The organism is Streptomyces sp. ITFR-6 (assembly GCF_031844725.1).
In the GTDB taxonomy this organism is placed as follows: Bacteria; Actinomycetota; Actinomycetes; order Streptomycetales; family Streptomycetaceae; genus Streptomyces.
Genome location: NZ_CP134612.1, coordinates 1,332,065 through 1,356,843, shown reverse-complemented (window position 1 = coordinate 1,356,843; position 24,779 = coordinate 1,332,065). Strand labels below are relative to the sequence as shown.

The 24,779-nt window shown below is 70.4% G+C and carries 20 protein-coding genes and 1 pseudogene; 6 read left to right on the top strand and 15 right to left on the bottom strand.

Features of this window, described 5'->3' with window-relative positions; genetic code table 11:
• Positions 1-80 precede the first annotated feature (80 nt).
• From RLT59_RS05820 to RLT59_RS05790, 7 genes and pseudogenes are all read right to left on the bottom strand, one after another.
• Positions 81-1,040: a thiopeptide-type bacteriocin biosynthesis protein gene (locus RLT59_RS05820; protein WP_311302392.1), complete on the bottom strand. Its 960-nt coding sequence runs from the start codon at positions 1,038-1,040 to the stop codon at positions 81-83.
• Positions 1,037-2,185 (bottom strand): lanthionine synthetase C family protein, encoded by a 1,149-nt coding sequence (locus RLT59_RS05815; protein ID WP_311302391.1) that lies wholly within the window; start codon positions 2,183-2,185, stop codon positions 1,037-1,039. Before RLT59_RS05815 ends, RLT59_RS05820 begins: the two co-directional genes overlap by 4 nt.
• Positions 2,182-5,247, bottom strand: coding sequence for a lantibiotic dehydratase (locus RLT59_RS05810; RefSeq protein ID WP_311302390.1), 3,066 nt, complete (start codon positions 5,245-5,247; stop codon positions 2,182-2,184). The genes RLT59_RS05815 and RLT59_RS05810 overlap by 4 nt, the downstream gene beginning before the upstream one ends.
• A 90-nt stretch (positions 5,248-5,337) precedes the next feature.
• On the bottom strand, positions 5,338-5,538 hold the full coding sequence (locus tag RLT59_RS05805) for an FxLD family lanthipeptide (RefSeq protein WP_311302389.1): 201 nt from the start codon (positions 5,536-5,538) through the stop codon (positions 5,338-5,340).
• 63 nt (positions 5,539-5,601) lie between these two features.
• Complete coding sequence (fxlM, locus tag RLT59_RS05800; protein ID WP_311302388.1) at positions 5,602-6,840, bottom strand: methyltransferase, FxLD system; 1,239 nt, start codon at positions 6,838-6,840, stop codon at positions 5,602-5,604.
• A gap of 754 nt (positions 6,841-7,594) precedes the next feature.
• Positions 7,595-8,118: pseudogene (locus RLT59_RS05795) on the bottom strand (GNAT family N-acetyltransferase).
• A 9-nt stretch (positions 8,119-8,127) separates the two neighbouring features.
• Complete coding sequence (locus RLT59_RS05790) at positions 8,128-9,414, bottom strand: NsdA family TPR-like regulatory protein (protein WP_311302386.1); 1,287 nt, start codon at positions 9,412-9,414, stop codon at positions 8,128-8,130.
• A 190-nt stretch (positions 9,415-9,604) separates the two neighbouring features.
• On the opposite strand from RLT59_RS05790, the gene RLT59_RS05785 reads away from it, so the two are divergent.
• The 4 genes from RLT59_RS05785 (at position 9,605) to RLT59_RS05770 (ending at position 12,169) form a co-directional block, all read left to right on the top strand.
• Complete coding sequence (locus tag RLT59_RS05785; protein ID WP_311302385.1) at positions 9,605-10,183, top strand: ATP-binding protein; 579 nt, start codon at positions 9,605-9,607, stop codon at positions 10,181-10,183.
• A gap of 143 nt (positions 10,184-10,326) precedes the next feature.
• A complete protein-coding gene (locus RLT59_RS05780; protein WP_311302384.1) occupies positions 10,327-11,061 on the top strand; it encodes a hypothetical protein in 735 nt (244 codons plus the stop codon).
• The gene (locus RLT59_RS05775; protein ID WP_311302383.1) at positions 11,058-11,411 is read left to right on the top strand and encodes a hypothetical protein; all 354 of its coding nucleotides are present in this window, start codon (positions 11,058-11,060) and stop codon (positions 11,409-11,411) included. The genes RLT59_RS05780 and RLT59_RS05775 overlap by 4 nt, the downstream gene beginning before the upstream one ends.
• 365 nt (positions 11,412-11,776) lie before the next feature.
• Positions 11,777-12,169 carry a hypothetical protein gene (locus RLT59_RS05770; protein ID WP_311302382.1) on the top strand — a complete coding sequence of 131 codons (393 nt, stop codon included), beginning with the start codon at positions 11,777-11,779 and terminating at the stop codon, positions 12,167-12,169.
• A 257-nt stretch (positions 12,170-12,426) separates the two neighbouring features.
• Here RLT59_RS05770 and RLT59_RS05765 read toward each other — a convergent pair whose 3' ends face one another.
• The 8 genes from RLT59_RS05765 to RLT59_RS05730 form a co-directional block, all read right to left on the bottom strand.
• Entirely contained in the window at positions 12,427-13,884 is a 1,458-nt protein-coding gene (locus tag RLT59_RS05765; protein ID WP_311302381.1) for a catalase, read from the bottom strand.
• Between the two features lie 201 nt (positions 13,885-14,085).
• Complete coding sequence (locus RLT59_RS05760) at positions 14,086-14,985, bottom strand: 2-hydroxy-3-oxopropionate reductase (RefSeq protein ID WP_311302380.1); 900 nt, start codon at positions 14,983-14,985, stop codon at positions 14,086-14,088.
• Between the two features lie 44 nt (positions 14,986-15,029).
• Positions 15,030-15,872, bottom strand: a complete 843-nt coding sequence (locus RLT59_RS05755) for a TIM barrel protein (protein WP_311302379.1) — start codon at positions 15,870-15,872, stop codon at positions 15,030-15,032.
• Positions 15,873-16,049: 177 nt separating this feature from the next.
• Positions 16,050-17,501 carry a cellulose binding domain-containing protein gene (locus RLT59_RS05750; protein ID WP_311302378.1) on the bottom strand — a complete coding sequence of 484 codons (1,452 nt, stop codon included), beginning with the start codon at positions 17,499-17,501 and terminating at the stop codon, positions 16,050-16,052.
• Positions 17,502-17,540: 39 nt separating this feature from the next.
• Positions 17,541-19,130, bottom strand: a complete 1,590-nt coding sequence (locus RLT59_RS05745) for a beta-N-acetylhexosaminidase (protein ID WP_311302377.1) — start codon at positions 19,128-19,130, stop codon at positions 17,541-17,543.
• Between the two features lie 30 nt (positions 19,131-19,160).
• Positions 19,161-20,000, bottom strand: coding sequence for a carbohydrate ABC transporter permease (locus RLT59_RS05740; RefSeq protein ID WP_311302376.1), 840 nt, complete (start codon positions 19,998-20,000; stop codon positions 19,161-19,163).
• Positions 19,997-20,986 carry a carbohydrate ABC transporter permease gene (locus RLT59_RS05735; RefSeq protein WP_311302375.1) on the bottom strand — a complete coding sequence of 330 codons (990 nt, stop codon included), beginning with the start codon at positions 20,984-20,986 and terminating at the stop codon, positions 19,997-19,999. The genes RLT59_RS05740 and RLT59_RS05735 overlap by 4 nt, the downstream gene beginning before the upstream one ends.
• 49 nt (positions 20,987-21,035) lie before the next feature.
• A complete protein-coding gene (locus RLT59_RS05730) occupies positions 21,036-22,304 on the bottom strand; it encodes an extracellular solute-binding protein (protein ID WP_311302374.1) in 1,269 nt (422 codons plus the stop codon).
• A gap of 258 nt (positions 22,305-22,562) precedes the next feature.
• On the opposite strand from RLT59_RS05730, the gene RLT59_RS05725 reads away from it, so the two are divergent.
• Together RLT59_RS05725 and RLT59_RS05720 are read left to right on the top strand one after the other, a co-directional pair.
• Entirely contained in the window at positions 22,563-23,402 is an 840-nt protein-coding gene (locus RLT59_RS05725; protein ID WP_311302373.1) for a GntR family transcriptional regulator, read from the top strand.
• A gap of 173 nt (positions 23,403-23,575) precedes the next feature.
• Positions 23,576-24,745 (top strand): lactonase family protein, encoded by a 1,170-nt coding sequence (locus tag RLT59_RS05720; protein ID WP_311302372.1) that lies wholly within the window; start codon positions 23,576-23,578, stop codon positions 24,743-24,745.
• The last annotated feature ends 34 nt before the right edge of the window (positions 24,746-24,779 follow it).

Sequence of the window (24,779 nt, the reverse complement as noted above, 5' to 3'; positions counted from 1 at the left end):
CACGGTCCAGGACCGTCTCATGTTCAAGATCCACTCTCGGCACACGGCCTGGCTGTCGAGCGACGCGCAGGACGTCTTGCTCAGCCTCCGAGCAGGGCCTCTCGTGCTGCCCGAGACCAGATGGATTGCTGACGGACGGAGAAGCCCATCCGGTTCCAGTGGAACAGGATGTGCCGCGCGAGAATGGCGCGTTTGCCGATGCTGAGTGTGCTTGCCTCGGCGGCCTCCGCGAGGTGGCGGCCGTGGTGTCGCAAGGCCTCGATCCACGGACGGACGGGCGTGAGGGGACCGGTCGTGAGGAGGGGGCGGGAATCGGTCAGCAGGAGACGTCTCATGGGTGCCGTCATGGCACTGACCTGCTGCGGCGATACATCGTCGGGGAGGGGCCGTCGCTCTTCGACGCGGCCCCATACGTCGCCCTGCTCGCCTGCTTCGAGCCGGGCCGCCCGCATGAGGAGCGACATGGTCAGAAGCGATGTTTCCTTCGCCCCCAGGATGCCGGAGGGCCCTTCCTCGTAGATACCGGCGTAGTCGAGGACGCCTTCGCTGTCTGTGTGGAACAGAGCATGTGCGAGGGGCAGCCCGGCGGGCCCGCCGAAGGCGATCATTTCCGGCTCGTACAGGGCAGAGTGCCAGCCGGCGGTCGCACCGCACGACTTGGAGCTGTCGAGGATTGCTGCGATGTGGTCGGCTACGTCCCGCGCGGTCGCTCCGGGAGCGGGGTGGCAGCGCAGACGCCAGTGCGGTGCCTTCCGTACGAACCACCATTGTCCTACCGGTCCGCCGGTGCGGAGCCTGGGCAAGAAGTAGGCGCGAAAGGCGCGTTCGGCACGTTCGTAGTCCACGAAGAAGATGTTGACCTGATGCCAGCCGCGCGTGGTCCCTTCCAGCGCGGCCCGGCCGGCGGCCTGGTAGCGCTCTACGGCCTCGGCGAGCTGTGCGGCCGGGACGTCGGCCGCCCGTGCGGCGTCTTCCACGCGCCCGCCGCTGAAGACGCTGTGGACCGCGTGCTCGACGCGGGCAGGATCGTAGCCGGTCATGTCAGGAGGAGACAGATGTCCCACTGTCCTTGGGGTGTGGTGGCGGCCTCGGCGTCCTGGTGGGCGAGTGCGGCGCCCGCGCGGCCGACGAGGAAGCCGTCTTCCTCGGGGACCGCGGCCAGCAGGTACCGCCGCACGAGCGGTTCGAAGCGGTGGGCGTACTCGCCGGGAGTGTCCGCGTCGGCTGCGACACGCTGCACCGTACGGAGGACGCCGCCGACTCCGTGGCAGAGCCCGCGGTCGGCCAGCATGTCGAGCTGGCGGGTGTCGGCCAGGCAGTAGGTGAGGGCTCGTTCGGCCATACGTTTGCGGTCGTTGTCTTCCAGAACGATGGCGGCGAGCTGCTGTGCGCGTACGAGTCCCGGTGTGCCGTAGCACCAGCTCGGTGCGGCGGGCCGGGCGGGTGAGGCGCCGCGGTGACTGATCCAGCGCGGCCAGCGCAGTCCGTAGGCGTCGTTCTGCCGGATCTGGTCCAGCCACCGGCAGATGCGTCGGATCGCCTGTTCCTGGCGCTCGGTGTGAACGTCTGCGCGCATGGTCAGGGAGAGCAGTGCGAGTGGACCGGCGATGCCGTGTGCGAGCCCGGCGTTTGCGTGCCCGCCGGGAGTGGCTTTCTGATCGGAGGCGGGGGCGTGCGCCACCCACCAGCCGGGAAGGGGCTGCCCGGCGCGATCAGTGAGCGGTTCGGTGAGGCGGACCAGGTAGTCAAGGATGCCGCGCAGCTCGGGGCCGTGGGGGTTGCGGCGGAGGAGCAGGGCGCCGATCCCCGTCAGGCCGCGCAACAGGTCGTACTCGGCGAACGTGGGGCGCAGGCCCGCGTCGATCCGGTCGTGGGCGGCAGCGAGCCGTGGGTGGGTGTGCGCGGCCAAGACCTGATCGAGGGTGTGCAGGGCTCCGGCGTAGCGGTCGGTTCCGTCGGCGGCCAGGTGCAGGGCAAAGGCCATTGCGGGGGCGCCGAGGAAGAGGCCGGCTTCGCGGCCCTCGACGAGCGGTCCGGTGGCGGCGAGTATGCGGCGGGCCTCCGTCCAGCCGCCCGTACCGCGCAGTGCGCGCTCGATGTGCAGCAGCGCTGTGCTCAGGGGGCCGTGCGCGAGGGACTGCCGCGCGGGCAGGGAGGTGTCGGGGGTGGGTGGGGCAATGGTCACCGCGCGGCTCCTTCGGTGCGGACGGTCCAGGACAGTGCGGCGGCGCGGACCATGCGTCGGCACAGGGCCTCGGCGTCGGGGTCGATTCCGGCGACGCGGTTGTGGTGCATGTGCAGGAGGGACGGCAGCACGCTCTCCGGCGCGGGGCCCGGGCGCAGGAGCTTGCTGTGGTAGCGGGAAAGCGCGCTGCGGCGCCTCTGCCAGGCGTCGCGCACGGCGTCGCCGCCGGGGAAATCGCTCAGGGACGTGCCCTGGTTGTCGTTCTCGGTGAGCCGCAGGACGAGTGCCTGCGTGTGCCGGGGTGCCGTCGCGCCGTCGGCGCGCAGCAGGTGTTCGGTCAGCCAGGCGTGTGCGGCGCCGGGGGAGCCGAGGAAGCCGGAGGCGATGTCCATGTACGAGGCGGCCGTGATGGCCGGGCGCAGTTCTGCGGGGAGGCCGAGGCGCATCTGCGCCAGCGCGGCAGCCGAGTCGGCGGCGAAGTAGGCCTCGGCAGCGGCCAGGGCGGGGCCGGTCCCGTAGCGGCCGGCTTCGGGCACGTAGGTGTCCCACTGCACGCGCTGGATCAGGCCCTCCTCACGCAGCGCGTCGGCCCACCGGGCCACTTCCCAGGCTGTATCGGCGAAGTCGCCGGGCCGGGGAAGGCTGAAGCGGATGCGGAGATGGGGGTCGGGGTCGGCGTACCGGACGAACCACGCCGCCGGGTCCGACAGATCATCGACCAGCTCGGCAGAGTCCTCGTTCGGGAAGGGCTCCCGGAGCACCGTGGCCACGTCCGTGAGCAGACGCGGGAGGTGAGCGCTGAGTACTTCGTCGGCGCGGTCGGCGCTCCCGTACAGCTTCAGGTATCCGGTGTCGGCAGTGCCGGGGGTCTGGCCGTCCTCCCGGCGGGCGACAGTGTGCCGGCTCGGTGCGGGGGCGGTGGGCTGGTCGGCGGCGAAGGACATGGTCACCTCATGGGCGCGGCCGATCCAGCCGTAGGCGCTCTCCTCCGGCGCTTCGTGCAAGGACAGGGTGCGGTGACGTTCCAACTCCGCTCGCAGGAGGTCTCGGTGACCGGCCTGGTCGAGGTCCAGGCGGAGCTGCTGATCGGTGGAACCGACGAACACCGTGCGCGGCACGCCGTAGCGGGTGCGCCAGTTGATGAAGTCCTCCGTCCACCGGTCGGCTTCAGGAAGGTCGCGGGCGCGCAGTTGCCAGCAGGCTGCCGACAGGATGGTGCGGCCGTAGCGCACTTCTGGAAGGAACGGCAGCCGGGCTGCGACGCCCCAGGCGAAGGGCAGGGGGATGGCGGTGTGGAAGCGGTGGACCTCGGTCAGGAAGCGGACCAGGGGGTGTGTGGCGGAACTCAACTCCACCGCGCTCATCACCGAGGGTTCCAGGCACTGCCCCGTGGAGAGGGAGACGAGGCAGAGGCGTTCGGCGTCACCGACGACCCCCAAGTCGTCCAGGTCGACGGTGGCGTCCGGGTTGTGCTCGCCGATGGCCAGTACCTCGGGGGCGACCAGGGGAGCACGCCCGACATTGGAGGTGTGCCGGCGCAGTGGAGGCGAGGAGACCTGAGCACGAGCCGCGCCTTCGGTCAGGGTCGGCAGGGCCCTGTACGCGTCCTTCATCCGAGCTTGGTCGGCCGCGTCCAGCATCGGCAGGAAGCGGCCGGTGAGGGTACCGGCAGCGAGGGACAGGCCGACGGTGGAGAGGGCGAACCGTCCCTCCGTCAGCGCGCGGGTGGACTGCGCGAAGACGGTGAAGCACAGTTCGACGTGGGCCGGGAGTGCCACCGGATCCCCGACGGACAGCGCTTCGACATCTTCCTGGGTGAGGACGATCTCGCGCCGGTCGGTCAGCGCGGCGTTCTGTGCGAGGGCAAGCAGATGTTCGTCGCGCGGCGTCGTGGCGAGGACGGGGCGGGGCAGAACCGTGCCGCGATACCCGACGGGGAAGCCCAGGCCGGTGTCAGGGCTGGTCAGTTCACGGACCGGGACTACGGTGCCCAAGCTGTAGCGGTCCAGGAACCGTGCCCGGTAGTCCTGCCAGGCCGCCGAGCCGCGCGGATAGGGCGTGATCCGGGCCATCAGGCCCAGAGCCTGCTCCGCCTCGCGGGCCACGGCTTCGGGCAGGATCACGTCACCGTCCGGGCGCACGTTCACAACGAGGCTCTGCCCGGTGACGCCGCTGAGCGCGGCCATCGCGCCAGTGGCCTGCGCGCGCAGGCCCGGCTGCTCGGCGGGAAGAGCACGGTTGTGACGGTCGAGAACACGGTGGACATCGCGAAGCCGGTCGGACGTCCGTGTGTCGGCGCCGCTCTCATCGAGCCGGGCGATCAAGTGGCCAAGAGCGTCAGGTGCGGTCATCGGCGCCTGGAGTTCGGTCAGCAGTACCCGGTGCGTGACCAGTGTCCGGATCATGTCCTCAATGGCTGCCTCGGCGACCTCGGGGTACTCGATGCCGAGTTCGGCCGCCAGGTCGCGGACCGGGACGGGGGTGCTAGCGAGCCGCAGGGCCACTTCGGCGGCACGGGCACGTCGCAGGCTGGTGTCAGTCGGCCCGTCCTCGCCGGGCTGGTTCATCACGGTGATCCGGGAGCCCCGTACGACGTGGGTGGGGTCGGCAACGACCGCCAGGCAGCGCAGGACGGACAGGTCGCTCTCCAACGCGGTGGTGATGGCGTGCAGCCACGCGGCGTCGGCGCGCGCGGTCGCGCGGGTCAGTGGACCCCAGTGGACGTGTGCCTCCTTCCCGATACGCGCGACGGTCGGCCCGGCGAACAGCCCGAAGGGGGTCGCCCGGTAACGCATCCTGAGCAGGTAGCGGGCCAGGGACCGGCTGAGCCGGCGAAGGCGGCTGGGTTTGACCGGCTTGCCCGCCACCAGGTCCCGGACGGCATGAGCCAGTAAGGGAGAGGCGTGGCTGATGGCCGCTGCGCGGGAGTCGTCCGCCCAGACGTCTTCGATCCAGGTGCGGGTCTCCTCGACGTCAGCCTCTTCACCCGGCCAATCGAGGGCGGGGGCGTCGAGCGGGACCACCGATGTCCTGATCATGCTCGCGTCAGCGTGGCGGTACATCCGTACTCCTTCGGATCGCGGCGCCCTGGGGAGCGGGCGGTCTGCCCGCCCCCAGGCCCCGTCAGCTGCGGGGAGTGTGGTGCCGCCGGGTCAGCTGCCGATGCAGGTGCTGTTGGAGCAGGCCGACTGGCAGGTGGACGTGCAGTTGTCGCCGGTGTCGTTCAGTAGCGCGCCGATGACGGGCGCCGAGGAAACCGTCTCGATGTTCAGGTCGAAGTCTCCGGCGACGGCGCTGAAGTTCGTCGCCGCCTTCAGTACGGTGCCGGACTTGGTGCTCATCTGCTGTGCCATCTCGCTCTCCTTCAGGGAGGTGGTAGAGGATGTGCTGTGCAACCTGGTGGTGGCCGGTGGCGGCTACGGCCAGGTGATCGAGACCCGCGAGTGCCGCCGTTCGATACGCCGGCCATCAGCGGGAAGACGGTCGTCCGGCGTGCCCGCCGGATAGACCTCGATGCGCGCGCGGTCACCTCGGTGCTCGCGGTCCCATGCCTGGATCTCCTCGACCAGGCGCTCGGCGAGCTGCTGACCGCGCGGGCCGTGACCGATGGCGCCCAGCTCGTAGCGGTCCTCCTGGTCCGTGGCCCGCACCGTGCGGTAGGCGAAGCTGCCGCCGTCCATGAGCGTGGGGATGCCGAGCGGGGAGATCGAGGCGACAAGCCCGCGGGAACGTGCGCCCGGCATCGCTGCCAGCAGGGGCAGGTTGTCCAGCGCGGTGGTCAGCCACAGGTCGAGATGTTCGTTGGACTCGCTGCCCCCGAGCGTCACACCGGACCACCGCGTGCTCCTCGGCATCGAGAGGGCCTTGGCCAGGGCTTCGGTGTCCGGCTCGGGGTGACCGTCCAAGCGCAGAGCGACCTGCTCGCCCTCCACGTCGTGGAGCACAGCGAGACGGACCCGGTTCTCCCCGATACCCTGCATCGGCACGAAGCCGCACAGCTCGAACCCGTCGCTGACGAGCCGGTCACCGTCGCGGACGAAGGCCACGGTGCGGGTCATTCCTCGCATCCGTAGCGGGACGACGAGACGCCCGCCCTCCTTGAGCTGGTCGAGCCAGGCAGGCGGGATGTCGGCGGCCTGCACCGTCACCACGATCCGGTCGAACGGCGCATGGTCGGGTACCCCGCCCTCCGCGTCCGCGGTGACCACGGCGACGTTGCGATACCCGGTTTCCTTCAGGAAGGCCGAGGCGCGGTCCGTCACCTCCGAATCGATGTCCACGGTCACCACGTGACCGGTGTCGCCGACCACTTCCGCGAGAAGGGCGGCGTTGGGGCCTCCGGAGCCGATCTCAAGCACGGACATCCCCGGCGCGAGGTCTGCCTGCTCCATCTGCATGGCCTGGACACGCGGCGCGGACACCGAGCTGATCTGCACCCCGCGCTCGTCGGTCTTGGTGATCGTCGCGACTTCGGCGCCGTACGTCGAGACCAGGTCCGCGTCAGGGGTGGCCAGGTGGCGACGGACGTTCCGGAACGCGGCGATCACGCGGGCGCTGCGGGCGGCTCCCAGCTCAATGAGGCTCTCGGCGAGCTCATCGCGCAACTCCTGCTCGGGCGGCTTCTCCACGCTGTCCGTGGTGCTCGTGTTGTCCACGCTGTTCTCCTTCTCGGCTGCGCCGAGCTCGGTCGGGTGGTCGCGGGGTCGGCTCGGGGTCCGGAGAGTCGGCCCCGCGCCGGGGAGGTAACCGCCTCGACCGCCCGGCCCGTCACATCCGGGCCGCTGAGCGGCCTTCCGGGCGGCGGCCACGAGGCCGCCCTTCCGGTCCCGGAAGTCGCATCGCGTCCGGATCGCCCTGCTGCTCGCGGCCGGCACCGTCATGCAGCAAGCGACGGGTACTGCGCGACGGTGCGAAACCGTGTACACCAGGTAACTCCGGCTGCGCTGGAACTGGTTAGGGGTTTTGGTGCGGAACCAGGATGAGCTTCCTAGGGGGTTTTGCTACCCCCTTTACCTTTCGGCGTGCGCAAAGCGCTACGGCGCGTCTGCGAGCATCGCGCGCAATAGGTCGGTTGAGGCGTGCACCCTCGGTGAATGAGGTTTCACCCGGCATCGCGGTCAGCGGACGGCAGCGTTGCTGGGAGAGCCCATCAGGGATGGGGTGATCACGGGATGCTGAACAGGACTGGCGTCGCCGGCGGGCGCGGATCTCGGCATCATCACGGTCCACGCTACGGACGAGGATGGGGCCGCGACCGGGTTGGAGGTGCTTCTCGGTGTCACGGCGGTGCTCGCCGCGTGAGCCCAACCGCGCGCCGATCGGCCTCTGTCCCGGTCGCTGCCCCGGTCACGACCGCGAGGGCCCCTCGCCAGTGCGGTCCTTACTCCTCGGCGGCTGCCGCGAGACCAGTCATCGGACGGGGCGGATCACTACGGTGAGGACCGGCGAGGCCGGTGACGGCTGGCTCTGGCCTATGTCCTCGTAGCCCCATGACTTGTAGAGCGCGTGGACCCTTCCGTCGCCTGCGGCCCCGTTGACCATGAGCGTCACGTACGGCTCGTCGCGGGTGGCGAGGAGGGCGTCGTGGATGCGGCGGGCGGTGCCGGTCTTGCGCCAGGCCGGGCTGACGCCGATCTCTTTGAGAGCCGTGGCCGGGCGCTTGGTGTACTGCTCTGCCGGAGTCGGGCTGGTGCGCTGCCAGTAGCGGTCGCCGTGCTCGATGGTGTTGCTGTACGCGTAGCCGACCGGTTGGTTGTCCGCGTACGCGAGGACGGCAGTGAACCCCGGTTCGGTGGAATGCCGGTCGATGCGTTCGCCGAACGCGGTGACCGCGTAGTTCGGCAGGTGGAGCAGCGGGGCGCGTACCTCGGCGTACACGGCAGACGATCGTCGCGGGCGGTGCCGAGAGCAGTGGGTAGTGCGGCTGGCAGCAAGCCGCATGCTCATGTGGTCGTCTTCCAGGAGGCGGTGTGCTCGTTCCATGTATCCACGGCAGAGCTGCGCGGCGCGGAGGTGCGCAACGAATTCCCGAACTCCCGCAGCATGCAGGTGACCCGGGCGTGTTGGGTAGCCACCTCGGCCGGGACCCTCATCGCGGTGGCCGTAGCGGCGTCGGGTGCACCCTGACCAAGTTGGGCCTGCGCGAGCCGGGCGGTATTGATGGCGCGGTCACGCTGGATCTGAGAAGGAAGGAGGGTCAGGCTCCGGTGGGCGTGTGACTCGGCCTGCTCGAAGCATCCGAGGCGGAGGTACGCCGACAGTGCGAGGGTCTCGAGTTCTGCGCCGTTGCGCACACCGGCCATCCACGCTGGACGAGCGAGATCGGGATCAGCCCGTTCGAATGCGTCCTGGGCGCAGCCGAGAGCGTGCTTCACGGCAGTTGCATCACCCGTGACGCCGAGGGTGGCGGCGTGGCGGGCGTGCCCCAGGCATGCGAACAGCGGATCACGGCGGGTCAGGTGAAGGTTGCGGGCGACATCATTGGCGGCAATCGCGTCGGCGGGGCGGCCCATGTGCCGGTACATGGTGCCCGCGTGACTCCAGATGCGGAACTTGATCGCCTGGTCCCCCGACATCTCCGAGAGGACCTGGGCTTCGCGCATATGCGCCTTCGCGGCATCGTAGCGCCGGCCATCGATGGCCGCCCACATCGCAGAAGAGCGGAATGCGGCTCCGGAGGCGTAGAGACTGCTGCGTACTCGCTGAGTGGCACTGCCCGCGTTCTGGAGGTTCAGCGCCTCGTTGGCGAGCGCAGCGGCCTGCGCCTCGATACGGGGTTGTCCCCCGTGGCGGTGATCTCTGGCGATGATCTCGGCGAAGCGCTTGTTCAGCCGGTTGACGTCGCTCATGCCGATGCGGCGCGGTGACGCGGTCGTTGGGGCTGTTGCTGCTGCGGCCGCTGCCGCAGCGATACCGCCGATGAGGGTACGGCGCTTCATTTCGGGCTCCTCCTGCTGCGATGACGCTGGGGTGGGCGAGGACCGGCTCCGCGGCACGAACCCTAAGGCGACGGCGGGTAATCCGGTGACGTTCTCAAGCGCGGTACGGGTGGCTGACTTCGGCCACATGACTCGGCCCGCTTTCCACGCCCGAACCGATGAACCGTCGAGCCCGCCTGCCCGTCCAGTCAGCTCCTCGACAGCGCTGTTCACGGCATCGGCAAGGCCGTTGGAGCTATACCCATGCTCGGTCATCCACGTCTCAAGGACGGTGTTGCGGATCGCGTCCATGCGGGCAAGGTAGCCGTCATGCTCTCGACCCACCATGTAAAGAGCAGGTCAAAACGCCCTAGGCGAGCCTGTTAGGCGAGCGCTCGAACGCCCTAACCAGCCCTCGGAGAAGCGGAGTTATCTGGATGCCGGTCACTCCTTGCGAGTGACTGGTGACCATTTGTTCCCTCTCTGAAGCAGGAGGCTCGCCATGCCCCACGAACAGCCCCGGAGGAGCCGGCTCGCGTTGGCGGATACGCCCAATGCCGTGGCTCTGGCGCGGCTGCACACTGCCGATGTTCTCTTGGGCTGGGGCGTGTCCTCCGGCATCGTCGATACGGCCAAGCTCCTGGTGTCCGAGCTGGCGACCAACGCCGTGCGGCACACGGAAGAAGGCGCGGCGCCTGCGCTTCCGCTCTCGTCGCAGAGCACCGTGCAGACCTTCGAGCTGCTGGTGGAGGCCGTGCCCGGCGCCGTCAGGCTTTCGGTGTGGGACCGGGATGTGAGGCCGCCCGTTCTGAAGGAGGTCGGCGTCGACGCGACGGGTGGGCGCGGGATCTTCATCGTGGCGGTCATGAGCAGGGCCTGGGGTTACTACCCGGCCCGTGGCATGCCGGGCAAAGTGGTGTGGGCGGAGATCGCACTCGCTTCCACGGGGCGGGGTGAGGGGCGCGACGCTTCGGTGTCGTCCCCGGGCCGGCCCGCGACGGATGACCTCCGGGGGTCAGGGGACGCACGGGCCGACCCGAACTTGATCGGTCGCGTACTCGTCGGCATCAAAGAACTCTGAGCGCGCCGGCCGAATGTCTTCCGCCCGCGCAGATCGTTCCCCGTGGCTCCGTACGGAAGTCGACGAGCCGAGGTCCTGCGGGATGCGAACCGGGCGAGTGAAACCACAAGCAGGTGCTCGATCTACCCAACGAGGACAACCCCATGACGAACTCGCTGACGACTGCGGTCGAGGATGCCGCCGCGCCGACCGCGATGGGCGCCGTTCGCGCCCTGAAGCTTGTCCTGCAGTACGCCGGTCTCGGCTTCGAGCTGGAGGAGGGCGGCACGCCGGGTGGCTGCCGCCTGCGGTTGGCTCCTTCGGCCGCCCACCCCTGGACGCGCGGAAACGTGCGGGCCCACCTGCTCGCCGAAGGCATTGCCGCAGAGGTGGCGCGGTTTGAACAGCCCTTGCCCTGTCCCGGCCACGAACTGCTTCTCCTTCTGCCTTCGGACGAGGAAGTCCGCTCCCTCGGGCGGCTGTTCGAGACCCGTCTCACCGAGGTGCAGAACGCGGCGCTGCAGCTGCATCGCGCGCTGGCGCACATCGGCGTCGAGCGGCGCCTGGACATCCAGACCATGGGGGGCCGGACCCTCATCGACATCGGCATGTTCGACCCGGACGCGGCCACGCTGCTGTACCGCAGTCTCGGCGGTGACGAGGCGGTTCTCTGTGCCCTCGACCTCGGGGACTGGCACGGCCACGAGCGGTTCGCCCGGGAACTGGAGCGGGCGATCTCCGCGACCGGGCGGGTGCCGCTCGTCGAGTCGGTGCCCACCTGCGGGCAGTGCCGGGGCCGGCACGGCGGCAACCGTATCCGTCTCGACTACCTGGATGCCGACGACGCTCTGCTCCTCGCGGACGCGCTGCACGCACTCGAGGAGATGTCCCCTTCATGACCTTCGCGACCCGCATCACGACGGCCGACAACCAATCGGTCACCGTCGTCAGTCAGAACTCCGCCATCACCGACTGGGCAGGCCGGTACCTGGGTCTGTGGCGGACGGCTGCTGATGTCGGCCCGGGCACCGCCACCGGCCCGGTGATCCGTGCTGACGTCGATGAGGAACAGCATGGCGAGACCGGAGCCCGCGTGCTGGCCGGGCGACCGGAGGAGGTCACCTGTGCCACCGCCCCGATGCTGGTCAGCCGTGACAGGGCCGGCCTTGTCACGGCGACGCAGCCGGAGGACGGGTTGTCCTACGCATGGGACCCGGCCGTCGGCCGCATGCGCATCGTCGGTGCCTAGGAGACGGCCGTCGCCACCGCTACGGCCCGCGTCGCCAGGGAGGTCGTCCGCGGGCAGCTCCTCACCGACGGCTGGCAGATCCTCCCGCGTCGGCCGTCACCCGCCCCACCGGCGGTGCCACGCTCCTCGCGCTGGGCAACAAGGGGCCGGTAAGACGACCACCGGATTCCTGCTCGCACGTACCGGCCTCCAACTCCTGGCCAATGAACGAGTTTTCGCTCGGTTCGACGGCGATGTCATCCGCGTCCTGCCCTGGCCCAGTGCAGCGGCCATCGGCTTCGGCCTGCTGGACGCCCTCGGCTGGTACGAGCCCGTACGCGCGCGTACGGGCCGGCGAACGGATGCATCCCACCCAGGCGCAGAGGGTGACCGGCGCGCTCCTCGCCGGCGACCGCACCCCGCTGCGGAAGAAGTCGGGAGCGGAGATGAAGCCGCAGTTCTTCCCCGATCAGTTGGAAACCTGGCTCGGGCTGACGCCGGCCACCGAAGGGCACGCGGTCGGAATCCTCTTCCCTGACATCGCTCCGGAGGCCGAACCCGTACTGACCTCAACGGCCCGAGGCGTGACCGACGCCGACTTCTTCAGCTCCGCCACAGAGGACCGGTACTCGAACGTCTTCGGACTCCTGCCACCCGAGGCGTCCGACCAGGACCTCATCGGTCGCCTGGCCCGGCTACCCCAGCAGGCGCTCACCATGAACCACGATCCCGAGGCGAGCACCGCCGTGCTGCTGGAGGCGGCGAGGTCCGTCCTCTGAGCAAGCAGGGCGCACGAAGGGCGTGGAGTACGGGACCGTAATCCGTACTCCACGCCCGGTTCGGGAAAAACAGGGGCCGCGGCGGGAGCGAAGGGAAGCGGGTCCGGGGCCTTCAGGTCAGGAGCCCGGGCCACCACCCGCGTACCACCGCACTGGCATCGCACCACCGCCGCGGCCTCGTCCTGCCCGCGTCGCGCGCAACCCCTCATCCGGGTGGGCGCGACGGCGCGGGCAGGGCTTGGGTGCCCAACGAGAGATCAGACCTCGCGCAGGGCGCGGACTGCCTCCTCCACGCGCTTGCCGTACTCCGGGTCCGCCGCGTGGAAGTGGGCGAGGTTCTTCTCGATCACGTCGTCGCGCGTGACCTGGGACAGGCCGCCCGCGATGTTGGCGATCAGCCGGTCCTTCTCGTCGGCCGACATCAGCCGGTACAGCTCGCCCGCCTGGAAGAAGTCGTCGTCCTTGGTGTGGGCGGGCGCCTCGTGGGTGCCGGTCCAGCCCTGGACGGGCAGCGGGGCGGAGAACGCCGCGTCCGTCTGGGCGGGGCCCGCGTACGAGTTGGGCTCGTAGTTCTTGTCGTGCCGCGCGCCGTTGCGCGTGGCGTGCAGCCCGTCGCGGCCGTAGTTGTCGACGACGGCCGTGCGCGGGGCGTTCACCGGCAGCTGGGTGTGGTTGACGCCGAGGCGGTAGCGGTGCGCGTCCGCGTAGGCGAACAGGCGGCCCTGGAGCATCTTGTCCGGGGACGGGCCGATACCGGGCACGAAGTTGTTCGGGGAGAACGCGGCCTGCTCGACCTCCGCGAACACGTTGTCCGGGTTGCGGTCCAGTACCAGCCGGCCCACCCGCTGGAGCGGGTAGTCGCTGTGCGGCCACACCTTGGTCAGGTCGAACGGGTTGAACCGGTAGTCCGCGGCGTCGGCGGCCGGCATCACCTGCACGTGCAGGGTCCAGGACGGGTTCATGCCGCGCTCGATGGCCTGGAGCAGGTCCGTCTGGTGCGAGGAGGCGTCCTTGCCGACGAGCTCGGCGGCCTGGTCCGCGGAGAGCGAACGCACACCCTGGTTGGTCTTGAAGTGGTACTTGACGAAGAAGGCCTCGCCCGCGGCGTTCGTCCACTGGTAGGTGTGCGAGCCGTAGCCGTTCATGTGGCGGTAGGAGGCCGGGATGCCCCGGTCGCCCATCAGCCAGGTCACCTGGTGCGTCGCCTCGGGGGCGTGCGCCCAGAAGTCCCAGACGTTGTCCGGCTCCTGGCGGCCCGTGAACGGGTCGCGCTTCTGCGAGTGGATGAAGTCGGGGAACTTGATCGGGTCCTTGATGAAGAACACCGGGGTGTTGTTGCCGACCAGGTCGTAGTTGCCCTCGTCCGTGTAGAACTTCAGGGCGAAGCCGCGCGGGTCGCGTACCGCGTCCGCGCCGCCGAGCGAGTCGGCGACCGTGGAGAAGCGGATGAACGTCTCGGTGCGCTTGCCCACCTCGGAGAGGAAGTCGGCGCGGGTGAAGCCCGTGACGTCGTCGGTCACCTCGAAGTAGCCGTACGCGCCGGAGCCCCGGGCGTGCACCACGCGCTCCGGGATGCGCTCCCGGTTGAAGCGGGCGAGCTTCTCCAGGAGGTGGCCGTCCTGGAGAAGGATCGGGCCACCGACGCCGGCGGTGGCGGAGTTCTGGTTGTCGGCGACCGGGGCGCCTGACTCGGTCGTAAGCACACGCTGCGTCATGGTGTCGGGGCGACCTTCCGTACGGGAGCTGCTGAACTGCACGTCCTGGGGCTCCAGGAGCGTAAGTACGCCCCGAACCCGACGTCAACAGTTTGTTGAAATTATTGGAGGAGAGGGTGGCGGGAGGTGTTCCGGGCGGCGCCGGCGCCTGGGCGCGACAGGACAGGTGTCAGCGCCTGCGCCGCCCGGAAGTCTGTGGGGTCAGCCCTGGACGGGCCGACCGGAGAGCCGCTCCACCGAGCGCAGCAGCGCCGAGTGGTCCAGGCCGCCGTCGCCCTGCGCGCGCAGCGAGGCGACGAGCTGGGCGACGACTCCGCCGACCGGCAGTGCGGCACCCACATTGCGGGCGGCGTCCGTGACGATGCCCATGTCCTTGTGGTGCAGGTCGATCCGGAAGCCGGGTGCGAAGTCCCGGTTCAGGAAGTTGGCCTTCTTGCGGGTCAGGACCGTCGAGCCGGCCAGTCCGCCGTTCAGGACGTCCAGCGCGGCGGTCAGGTCCACCCCGGACTTCTCCAGGAAGACGACGGCCTCGGCGCAGGCCTGGATGTTGACCGCGACGATCAGCTGGTTCGCGGCCTTCACCGTCTGGCCGGAGCCGTGCGGACCGCACAGCACGATGGTCTTGCCCAGCGCGTCCAGCACCGGCTTGGCGGCGTCGAAGTCCGCCTGCTCGCCGCCGACCATGATGGACAGCACGGCCTCGATCGCGCCCGCCTCGCCGCCGGAGACGGGGGCGTCCAGGACTCGGATGCCCTTCTCGGCGGCGTTCTTCGCGAGGTCCACGGAGGTCTGCGGGGTGATCGAGGACATGTCGATCAGCAGCGCGCCGCGCTTCGCGTTCTCCAGGATGCCCTCGGGGCCGTACGCGATGGCCTCGACCTGCGGGGAGGCGGGCACCATCGTGATGACCACGTCCGCGTCCTCGACCGCTTCGGCGATCGAGGAGGCGCCGGTGCCGCCGGCCGCGGCCAGCCGGTCGACCTTGTCCTGTTCCAGGGTGTAACCGGTGACGTCGTAACCGGCCTTGATCAGGTTCTCGGACATGGGCGAACCCATGATGCCGAGCCCGATCCACGCAACCTTGGGGAGGTTGTTGCTCATGAGGGTGCCTTCCGATAAACGTGTGTACGAGTGACGGTCCGCCGCTATCGGCGGGCGGGCCTCGCGGTGGCCGGGAGCCACTCGACGGACTCGGCGCTCGGCCGGTCGCCCGGCTTGTACTCCAGGCCGACCCAGCCGTCGTAACCGGCCTTCGTCAGCTCGTCCAGGAGCTGTTCCAGGGGGAGCGCGCCGGTGCCGGGCGCGCCGCGTCCCGGGTTGTCCGCGATCTGGACGTGACCGGTCTTGCCCGCGTACGCGGTGATGACCTCGCTGAGGTCCTCGCCGTTCATCGACAGGTGGTACAGGTCCATCAGGAACTTCGCGTTGCCGAGGCCCGTCGCCGCGTTGACGCGGTCGACGACCTCGATCCCGGCCGGTGCGCTGACCAGCGGGTAGCGCGGCGACTCCGGCGCGTTCAGGGTCTCGATCAGCAGGATCGCCCCGATCCGGTCCGCGGCGCGGGCGGCCAGGATCAGGTTCTCCAGGGCGAGTTCGTCCTGGACGCCGGGGTCCACGCCGTCGATCCGGTTGCCGTAGAGCGCGTTGAGCGCCTTGCAGCCGACCGAGGCGGCGAAGTCGGCCGCCACCTCGATGTTGGCGCGGAAGCGGTCCGACTCCGTGCCGGGCACGGAGAGCGCGCCCCGGTCGGGGCCGGGCAGCTGCCCGGCGTAGAAGTTCAGCCCCACCAGCTCGGTGCCCGCGTCGTCGAGCGCCTTCTTGAGGGCGTCGAGTTCGGCCTGCGGAGGAGTGGGGGTCTCGATCCAGGGCCACCACAGCTCGACCGCCGTGAAGCCCGCCGCGGCGGCTGCCGCGGGGCGCTCCAGGAGCGGGAGTTCCGTGAAGAGGATCGAAAGGTTTACATCGAAGCGCTGGTCCGGGTAGCCCATGAGGGTTTCGGCGCTCCTTCCGTATTGCGGAAGTTAGTTTCTGCTTAACGGAAGATTGCCCGGAGGGTGGGCGGGCTGTCAAGGGGGTGCCCGGAATTCGGGCCGGTCGCGGGCATACGGAAGGCGGGGCGGAGGCCCGTCGGCCCGTCCGCCCCGCCCACTGCGCGCGCTACCGGCTCAGGTGGCCGGGACCGTGTCCTGGAACGTCGTCCCCGCCGTGCGGAACGCGCTCACCCGGGCATTCACCTGTGCCGGGGTGAGGACCTGGTCCTTCACGTGCAGGACGTAGTCCACCTGCTGGTCGTACGAGCGGGGCGTCGTGCTCGTCTGCCCGGCCAGGTCGATCAGCCACTGGTTGAAGTTGATCGACATCCCGCGCTCGGGCAGATAGGCCGCCCCGTGCGTGCCGAACAGCTGACCGTCGATGTAGTACGTGATCGCGCTGTCGTCGATGGTCACGACCAGGTCGTGCCAGCCGGCGTAGCTCTGCCGGGACTCGGTGTGCGCGTTGACCGCCTCCCAGGGGTCGGGCCGGTAGGTCTCCCACGAGGTCGTGTAGAGGATGTTGCCGCTCTCGCCCCAGCCGCCGTTGGGCAGGTACTCGAAGTCGTACTCCGCGTAGTCGTCCGCCATCGGGGCCTTGAGGTCGTTGATGGTGAAGAACGTCTGGACGAGGTGGTCACCGTCGGGCCCGGAGACCGGCGCGTCGTTGAACTTCACCCGCGCCGCGTAGGTGCCGTTGCGGAACTTCATCGACTGGGTCAGGATCTCGGTCTGCTTCGTCGACTCACCGCTGCCCGCCGTCGACGTCTCCAGGTTCATGATGGAGTTGCCGCCCTGGTTGGCGAACGTGACGTTCTCCGGTGCCCAGGTGGCCCCCGGCACGCCGGGGCCGCCGGAGTTCGAGCGGACGCTCCAGCCGTGGGCGGCGATCTGCGCGTCGGTGTGGCCGCTGTAGTTGAAGTCGTCGAAGAGCGTCGGCCCGTCCTCCGGCGGATCGGTGGGGTCGGTCGGGTCCGTCGGGTCCGTCGGGTCAGTGGGGTCGGTCGGACCGTTGCCCTCCGGGGCCTCGCCCCAGACCTGGGCGCCGCCCAGCCGCGCCGTCACCTTCGTCCAGTCGCCGTACGCGGTCGCGCCCGCGCCGAAGGAGTAGTCGTCGCTCTGCACCAGCGGCTGCCAGTTCGACCGGTAGAAGCGCAGCTGCATGTCGCCCGTATCGGCACCCGGTGCCAGCGAGCCCGCGCCTGAGGTGAAGCCGATCTCCAGGTAGCGGTCGGCGGTGGCGGTCGGGGAGGCGAGCGTGCCGAACGTCCCGGTGATGTTCCCGCAGCCCTTCACCGCCCAGGAGCAGGCGAACCGGTAGGCGTCGCCCGCCGCCTCGCCCTTGAAGTAGTAACGGATCTTGACGTCGCTGAGCTGTACGGCCCCGCTGCCGGTGTTGCGCACCTTCAGCCAGGGCTCGCTCTGGTCGGCCGTCGCCCCGGCGGCGCCGGTGCGGTACTGCACGGCGAGCGATCCGTCGGCGGCGCTCGCCGTGGACGGGACGGCGGCGAGCGCCGTACAGCCCAGGGCCACGGTGGCGGCGGCTGCGGCCACCGCACGGATCCGGCTCTTCGCGAGTGACTTCATGAGCTGTTCCTTTCCGGAACGGTCGTGGGGGAGTGGTTCCTACGGGGTCGGCACTGTTCCTGGGGAGGGGGCCGGGAGAGGGCCCCTGAGCGGGCGGTAGCGGACGCCGAGCGCGTCGAGCCGTGCCGTGTGTCCGCCGAGACGCGACAGGAAGCCGGGCCAGTCGCCGCCACCGCCGGACCAGGCCCGGTCCGCGAGGGCGCACAGCCGCGGGTAGGTCTGGTACTCGATCCGGTCCGGCGTGCTCGCGTACTCGGTCCACAGCTGGGCCTGGGTGCCCAGGAGTCTGCTGGTCTCGGCCGCGTCCCAGTCGTCCGTCAGCGGCCGGTGGCCGTGCACCGTCCGGAGGTCGACCGGCGGGCCCGGCTGCGTCGCCGGTTCGCCGGGGTCGGGGGACTGGGCGTAGTCGAGGTAGGTGGCCCGGTGGTGTGCGGCGACCACGTGGTGACCGCGGCGGGCGGCGGCGCGCGCGTGGGCCGGGGAGCGCCAGGTCATCACCGTGAACTCCAGCGGGAGTTCGGCCCCGGTCTCCGCCCAGCCGACGGGCTGCCTGCCCTGCTCGGCCACGAACGCCCCGATCCGGCCCATGAACCAGCCGTGCAGGGCACGCGCGTCGGGCAGCCCCTCGGCGGCGGCCCGCTCCCGGGCCGCGGGGCTGTTCTCCCACTCGGTGGTCGGGCACTCCTCGCCGCCGACGTGGATGTACGGGGACGGGAAGACGTCCATGACCTCCTGGAGCACCGTCCGGCAGAAGTCGAAGACCTCCTCGTGGACGCCGAACACGGTGTCGCAGACGCCCCATCGGGTCCACACACCCAGCCGCCGCGAGGGATCGTTGCCCAGCTCGGGGTAGGCGGCGAGGGCCGCGCGCACATGGCCGGGCATCTCGATCTCCGGGACCACACGCACCCCGAGACCCGCCGCGTAGCGCACCAGCTCCCGCAGTTCCCGCCGGGTGTACGCCCCCGAGTGCGGGATGCCGTCGTACGCCTCGGGCAGTTCGCCCGGCGGTCCGGAAGCCGACTGCGTACGGTGGCCGCCGATCCCGGTCAGCCGGGGGTAGGCGGCGACGGGCATGCGCCAGCCCTGGTCGTCGGTGAGGTGGAGATGGAGGGTGTTGAGCTTGTGCAGCGCCATCAGGTCCACGTACCGGCGCAGGTACGAGACGGGCTGGAAGTGCCGGGCGACATCGAGCATCGTGCCGCGCCACGGGTGCGCGGGCACGTCGCTGATCTCGACGCAGGGCAGCAGCCACCGCTCCGTCCGCTGCGCCACCCCCGACAGCGCCTCGGCGGGCAGCAGTTGACGGATCGTCTGGACGCCCCGGAGCAGGCCGGGAAGGTGCGCCGCCCGCAGCAGCAGCGCGTCCGGGCCGATGGTGAGCCCGTAGCCCTCCTCGCCGAGGCCGCCCAGCTGAGGATCGAGCGCCAGCACGACCCGGCCGGCGGCGGAGGGCGCCAGCGGCAGCCCGGTGGCGGGGGCGAGCAGCGTGCGCAGCAGCTCGGCGGCGCTCTCCGCCCCGGGGAAGGCCCGGACCGTGGTCTCCCGGTCGAGGGTGAACCGGCCGGGGCGGGGCGACACCTTGCTGGGCCGGGGGACGAGTGTGTGTTCGGGGCGTGGTGCGGGCACGGGATGCCTCCGGGTTCGGATCTCGGGCTGTCAGCCCTTGACGGCGCCGGCCGCGAAGCCGGAGGTGACATGGCGCTGGAGCAGCAGGAAGACCACCAGCGCGGGCAGGGCGAACAGGGTCGAGGCGGCCATCGTGGCGCCCCAGTCGGTGCCGAAGGTGTTCTGGAACGACGACAGCCAGACCGGCAGGGTGCGGCTGTCCTGGTGCTTGATGATCAGGAAGTTGGCGTACGCGAACTCGTTCCACGCGGTGATGAAGCCGAACAGTGAGGTCGCCATCAGGCCCGGCGCGAGCAGCGGCAGCGCCACCCGCCGGAAGGCCCCGGTCCTGGTGCATCCGTCGACCTGCGCGGCCTCCTCCAGCTCCGGCGGGATGGTGGCGATGAAGCCGCGCAGCACCACGATGGAGAACGGCAGCGTGACCATGAAGTACACGAGCGTGAGCGTCGGCAGCCGGTCCAGCATGTCCGTGTCGCGGGAGATGATGTAGATCGGGATGATCAGCGACTCCCAGGGCGCCATCTGGGCGATGAAGACCATGAGCATGAACTGCCGCCGCCCCTTCCAGCGCATCCGGGCCACCGCGTAGGCGGAGGCGATGGCGACCAGCAGGGCCAGCAGGATCGAACTGACCGTCACCAGAAGGCTGTTGCGCCAGAACATCCCGAAGCCGTCGGCCTGTACGGCCGTGCGGAAGTGGTCGAGCGTCCAGGTGTGCGGAAAGAGGTCCGGATCGGTGGACTGGATGTCGCGGGACGGTTTGAACGCGGTCGCGATCATCCAGTAGACGGGGAACAGACAGACCAGGACGGTCAGTACGGCGGCGGCGTTCAGCGGGATCCGCCGAGGTCTCGGACGCAGCAGACTCATCGGGATTCGTCCTCCTGGCGGAGCATCTGGCGGAAGTAGAGGACGAGCACCCCGGACATCAGGACGACGGTGACCATCGAGGCGGCGGAGCCCAGGTCGTACCGCTGTCCGGCGAGTGCGGTCTGTACCGCGTACACGGGCAGGATCGTGGTGGCGTCACCGGGACCGCCGCGCGTCATCACCCAGATCTGGACGAACGCCTTGAACGTCCAGATCACTTCGAGGGAGAAGACCAGCAGGAAGATCGGCCGCAGGACCGGGAAGGTGACAGAGCGGAAGATCCGGGTGGCGCTCGCCCCGTCCAGCCGGGCCGATTCGTACAGCTCCGCGGGGACGGTGGTGAGGGCCGAGTAGATGGTGACCGCCGCGAACGGCACCGACTGCCAGACGATCAGCAGGACCAGGATCGAGAAGGCCGCGGTGCCGTGCGCGAACCACGGGTAGCGGTCGAACGAGGTGAAGCCCGCCTCGGTCAGCAGCCGGTTGACGATGCCGAACTCGGAGTGGAACAGCCACTGGAAGACCGTGGTGGCCGCGATCACCGGCATGGCCCAGGCCAGCACCAGAGAGCTGAGGACCACTCCCCGTCCGAAGCGGCCGAGCCGTTCGGTCATCAGGGCGACCAGAGTGGCGATCACCATGATCAGGACGACGTTGACCGCCATGAACAGGAAGGTGCGCCGGACCACCTCCCAGAACCGTGGATCGGACAGCAGCGTGCGGTAGTTGCGCAGTCCGACGAACTCCGCGTCGCCCATGATCAGCTGGCGCAGCCTGAAGTCCTGGAGCGAGATGAGCACGGCCCGCAGCAGCGGGTAGAGGAGCAGGTAGAGCATGCCGCCGACGGCGGGTGCGATCAGCACGTACGGCCAGGGGCCGCGCGGCTCCCCGGACCGCCGACGCCGCCGACGGGCGGGTGCGGAGGCGGGCGGTGCCGGCCGGGGCCGGGGCCTGGGGGGTGCGGTCCGTTCCCGGATGATGGGCACGGCGCGCCTCCTCTCGGTGGTGGGACGGTCGGGGCGGGGAGCGGCAGCGTCAGGAGGCGGTGTTCATGGCCCGGGTGATGTCGCCGGAGGCCTTGGCGGCCTCCTTCGCCGGGTCACCGCCCGTGAGGACGGCGGCCAAGTAGTCCTTGATCGGGTTCTCCGCCTCGACGGCCGCCCAGCCCGGTGTGTTGGGCGTCGCGTGGCCGTTCGCCGCGCCGGCCGCCATCGCCGCCGCACCCGGGTCGTCCGCCACCGCGGAGGCCAGGGTCGTCCGGTTCGGGACGTAGCTCATGGCCACGGCCAGCTTCTTCTGCCAGGCGTCCCCGGTGAGCTCCTTGACGAAGGTGAGCGCCGCTTCCTGATGACCGGAGGCTGTGGGGATCACCAGGTCGGAGCCGCCGGTGAAGACGGCCCCCGGGGTGTCCGCGCTCTTGCCCGGGACCGGGAAGAAGCCGAGCTTCCCCACGAGGGCCGCGTTCTTCTCCACGACCACGCTCGCGCCGCCCGGGGTGGAGATCACCTGGGCCACCTGTCCCTTGGCCATGACGTCGGCCTGGGGCGGATCGTCCTCGTCGGAATCCCTCGGGCCCTTGCCCAGGGCCTGGAGCTGCCCGTAGAACTTCATGCCGCGCAGCGCCTGCGGGGTGTCCAGGGCGCCCTGCCACTTCCCGCCGGACTCGGTGGCGAGGTCGCCGCCCTCGTCCCAGATGAATCCGGCCAGCGCGTACCACATCTGTCCGGGCAGGTAGATGCCCTGTGTGCCGCCCTTGTTGAGCTTCGCGGTGGCGGCGAGCCACTGCTCGCGCGTCTTGATCGCGGAGGCGTCGACCCCGGCCTTCTCGAACAGGTCGGTGCGGTAGATGACGACGCGGTTGGCCGCGTAGTACGGGATGCCGTACTGCTTGCCCTCGTACGCCCCCGGCTCTGCGAGCCCCTTGAGCCAGTCCTTGCCGTTCAGCTCGTCGGTCCTGTCGCTGAGGTCGAGCAGCCCGCCGCTCCGGGCGAACTGCGCGACCTGGGTGTTGCCGCTCTCGATGACGTCCGGTGCGTCGTTGCTGGCCAGCGCGGCGGTGATCTTCTCGCCGATGCCGTCCCACTCCTGGATCTGCACCCGGACCTTGATCGTGGGGTGTGCGGCCTCGAAGCCCTTCACGAACTCCTGCTGGAACTCGGCGGAGACGCTGTCGCGCATCAGCCACACGTCGATGTCCGTCGGCCCGTCTCCGGACTTCCCGGCGGGGTCGGACGAGGAGCTGCACGCACTCAGAACGGCGGCCATCACAAGCGCGGACCCACCGGCAAGCAAGCGGTACTTCACGGTTCACCTCTGGAGAACAGGACCTGACCACCTGACCAGTGAAGTCCACTGGACAGCTCACCTCTTGATGGTGGATGAAGGTGGCATAGGCCAATAGAGCCGTCAAGTCCCTTGCTAGCAAAGGGTTCTGGCGATCTGCCGGGAAATCGGCTCCTCGGGATTCACGTGACAGCGGTTACAATCCGCTTGACCAGTAGGGAGATTGGTCCGACTGGTCGTTCAACTGGTCAATGAGAAATGTGTCAGGAGGGGCATCGCATGGACGCCGACGCACCGGGGACGGTGCTCAAACGGGAACGGGCCCGCGACGCCGTACTGGAGCTGATCGAGTCGCGTCGGCCGGGTGACGCCATCCCCTCGGAGCGGTCCCTCTGCGCCACGCTCGGCGTCTCCAGGCCCACCCTGCGTGCCGCGGTCGACGAGCTGGTGGCCGCCGGGCTGCTCGTGCGCGAGCACGGCCGGGGCATGTTCGTCGCCCCCGCGAAGATCACCCAGGAGCTGATCTCCGCCGACCTGGCCCTGTCCGTTCCGCAGGCGGCGGGTGCCTGGTCGAGCCGGCTGCTGGAGTTCACCACCCTCCAGGCCGGTGCCCGGGTCGGCCGTAAGCTGCGTATGTCGCCGGCCGCCGAGATCGTGTACGTCGCCCGGCTGCGGCTGGTCGACGGCGCCCCGATGGCGATCGAGCACCTGCACATCAGGGCCGAGCTGGTGCCGGGGCTGTCCGCCCAGGAGCTGGAGGACGGCGACCTCTACGAGCACCTGCGCGAGCGCCATGACGTGCACGTCCACGAAGCGGTCCAGGCGATCGAGCCGACCGTGGTGACCCGCGCGGAGGCCAGGCTGCTCGACGTGCCAGAGCTGTCCCCCGCCCTGCTCTTCGAGCGGCTGACCTCGGACACCACCGGCTGCCCCGTGGAGTACGTGCACTCGCTCTACCGGGGCGACCGCTACCGGATCGTCTCCCGGCTGGCCCTCGGCCCCGCCGCGGCCGTACGGCCCGTGGAGGGCGGACACCACCCGGGGATCCCACCGGGCGACTTCGCCCAAGGGGACCTGATCACCTCGTCCACCCGCGGCGACATCCAGTCCGGCGGCTGACGCCGTGCGGCCCCGTGCGCGTCGCGGCCCATACGCGCGTTGCGCCCCGCTGCCGTGCGGTGCGCGCACGCGTTGCGCCCCGCGCAATGACCGGTGCGAGTCTTGCGCCGGTCACCGGGGCAGGCCACTGTGGCTGACACATCCGACGCAGCCGACCCCACGAGGTGCCTCGCATGACCACCCCCACCAGCCGCCGCACCCTTCTCGGAGCACTCCTGGCGGGCGGCGCGCTCGCCGCCGCCCCCTCGCTGCCCCGCTCCGCCCGTCCGGGGCGGGCGCCGCGCACCACAGGGGAGGGGGCGCGCCGGACCGCGACGCTCTTCCTCGGCACCTACACCTCGACGACGCCGGGAGGCACCGGGATCGGCGTGGCCTCGTACGACCCGGCGGCCGGCACCATCACCGACCGCACCGTCGTGACCGGCGTCGAGAACCCCTCGTACCTCGCGCTGCACCCCACCGGCTCCACGCTCTACGCCGTCGACGAGCAGCAGCAGGGCGGCGTCACAGCGGTGGCGCTCGCCGCCGACGGGACCTTCCGGGTGCTGGGGACGCGCGACACCGGCGGCGCCGGACCCGCCCACCTCTCCGTGCACCCCGGCGGCAAGTGGCTGCTCAGCGCCAACTACACCTCCGGCAGCGTCGCCGTGCACCCCCTCGCCGCCGACGGCAGCCCCGGGGAGCGCACCGACGTGGTCGCCCACACCGCGCCCGCGCCGGGACCGGGCCAGGACGGGCCGCACGCCCACCAGATCATCACCGCGCCGGACGGCGGCCACATCCTCGCCGTCGACCTGGGCAACGACACGGTGTACACCTACCGGCTCGACGAGGGCCGGGGCACCCTGGAGCAGCTCTCGTACGCCGCGCTGCGCCCCGGCGCCGGACCGCGCGCCCTCACCTTCCACCCCGGCGGCCGGTACGCCTACCTGGCCTGCGAGCTCGACAACACGGTCGTGGTCTGCGGCTACGACCCGGCCACCGGCGTGCTGACCCCGGGCGCCCCGCAGTCCACCGGGACGGGCAGCGGCACCAGCTACCCGTCCCAGCTACTGGTCACCGGGGACGGCCGCTTCGCGTATCTGGCCAACCGGGGGCACAACAGCCTCACCAGGTACGCCGTCGAGGACGACGGGGCCACGCTGCGGCTGCTGGACACCGTGCCGGTGGGCGGCGACTTCCCCCGGCACATCGCCTTCTCCCCGGACGGGGCGCTGCTCCTGGCCGCCAACCAGAAGTCCGGCACGGTCACGGTGTTCCGGGTCGACGCGGAGAGCGGCGCACTGGAGTCCGTGGGGACGCCCTTCGCCGCCCCGGCGGCGGTCTGCGTGCTGCCGCTCTGAGACCGGTGCGTCGGTGCCCGTCCGTTAGGGTCGT

What these genes read in the sequence shown, in the direction of transcription:
- RLT59_RS05750 (WP_311302378.1), bottom strand. Translation starts at nt 17,501, where the DNA reads ATGAAGTCACTCGCGAAGAGCCGGATCCGTGCGGTGGCCGCAGCCGCC.
- RLT59_RS05775 (WP_311302383.1), top strand. Translation starts at nt 11,058, where the DNA reads ATGACCTTCGCGACCCGCATCACGACGGCCGACAACCAATCGGTCACC.
- RLT59_RS05780 (WP_311302384.1), top strand. Translation starts at nt 10,327, where the DNA reads ATGACGAACTCGCTGACGACTGCGGTCGAGGATGCCGCCGCGCCGACC.
- RLT59_RS05820 (WP_311302392.1), bottom strand. Translation starts at nt 1,040, where the DNA reads ATGACCGGCTACGATCCTGCCCGCGTCGAGCACGCGGTCCACAGCGTC.
- RLT59_RS05790 (WP_311302386.1), bottom strand. Translation starts at nt 9,414, where the DNA reads ATGGACGCGATCCGCAACACCGTCCTTGAGACGTGGATGACCGAGCAT.
- RLT59_RS05805 (WP_311302389.1), bottom strand. Translation starts at nt 5,538, where the DNA reads ATGGCACAGCAGATGAGCACCAAGTCCGGCACCGTACTGAAGGCGGCG.
- RLT59_RS05810 (WP_311302390.1), bottom strand. Translation starts at nt 5,247, where the DNA reads ATGTACCGCCACGCTGACGCGAGCATGATCAGGACATCGGTGGTCCCG.
- RLT59_RS05720 (WP_311302372.1), top strand. Translation starts at nt 23,576, where the DNA reads ATGACCACCCCCACCAGCCGCCGCACCCTTCTCGGAGCACTCCTGGCG.
- RLT59_RS05785 (WP_311302385.1), top strand. Translation starts at nt 9,605, where the DNA reads ATGCCCCACGAACAGCCCCGGAGGAGCCGGCTCGCGTTGGCGGATACG.
- RLT59_RS05755 (WP_311302379.1), bottom strand. Translation starts at nt 15,872, where the DNA reads ATGGGCTACCCGGACCAGCGCTTCGATGTAAACCTTTCGATCCTCTTC.
- RLT59_RS05725 (WP_311302373.1), top strand. Translation starts at nt 22,563, where the DNA reads ATGGACGCCGACGCACCGGGGACGGTGCTCAAACGGGAACGGGCCCGC.
- RLT59_RS05740 (WP_311302376.1), bottom strand. Translation starts at nt 20,000, where the DNA reads ATGAGTCTGCTGCGTCCGAGACCTCGGCGGATCCCGCTGAACGCCGCC.
- RLT59_RS05760 (WP_311302380.1), bottom strand. Translation starts at nt 14,985, where the DNA reads ATGAGCAACAACCTCCCCAAGGTTGCGTGGATCGGGCTCGGCATCATG.
- RLT59_RS05765 (WP_311302381.1), bottom strand. Translation starts at nt 13,884, where the DNA reads ATGACGCAGCGTGTGCTTACGACCGAGTCAGGCGCCCCGGTCGCCGAC.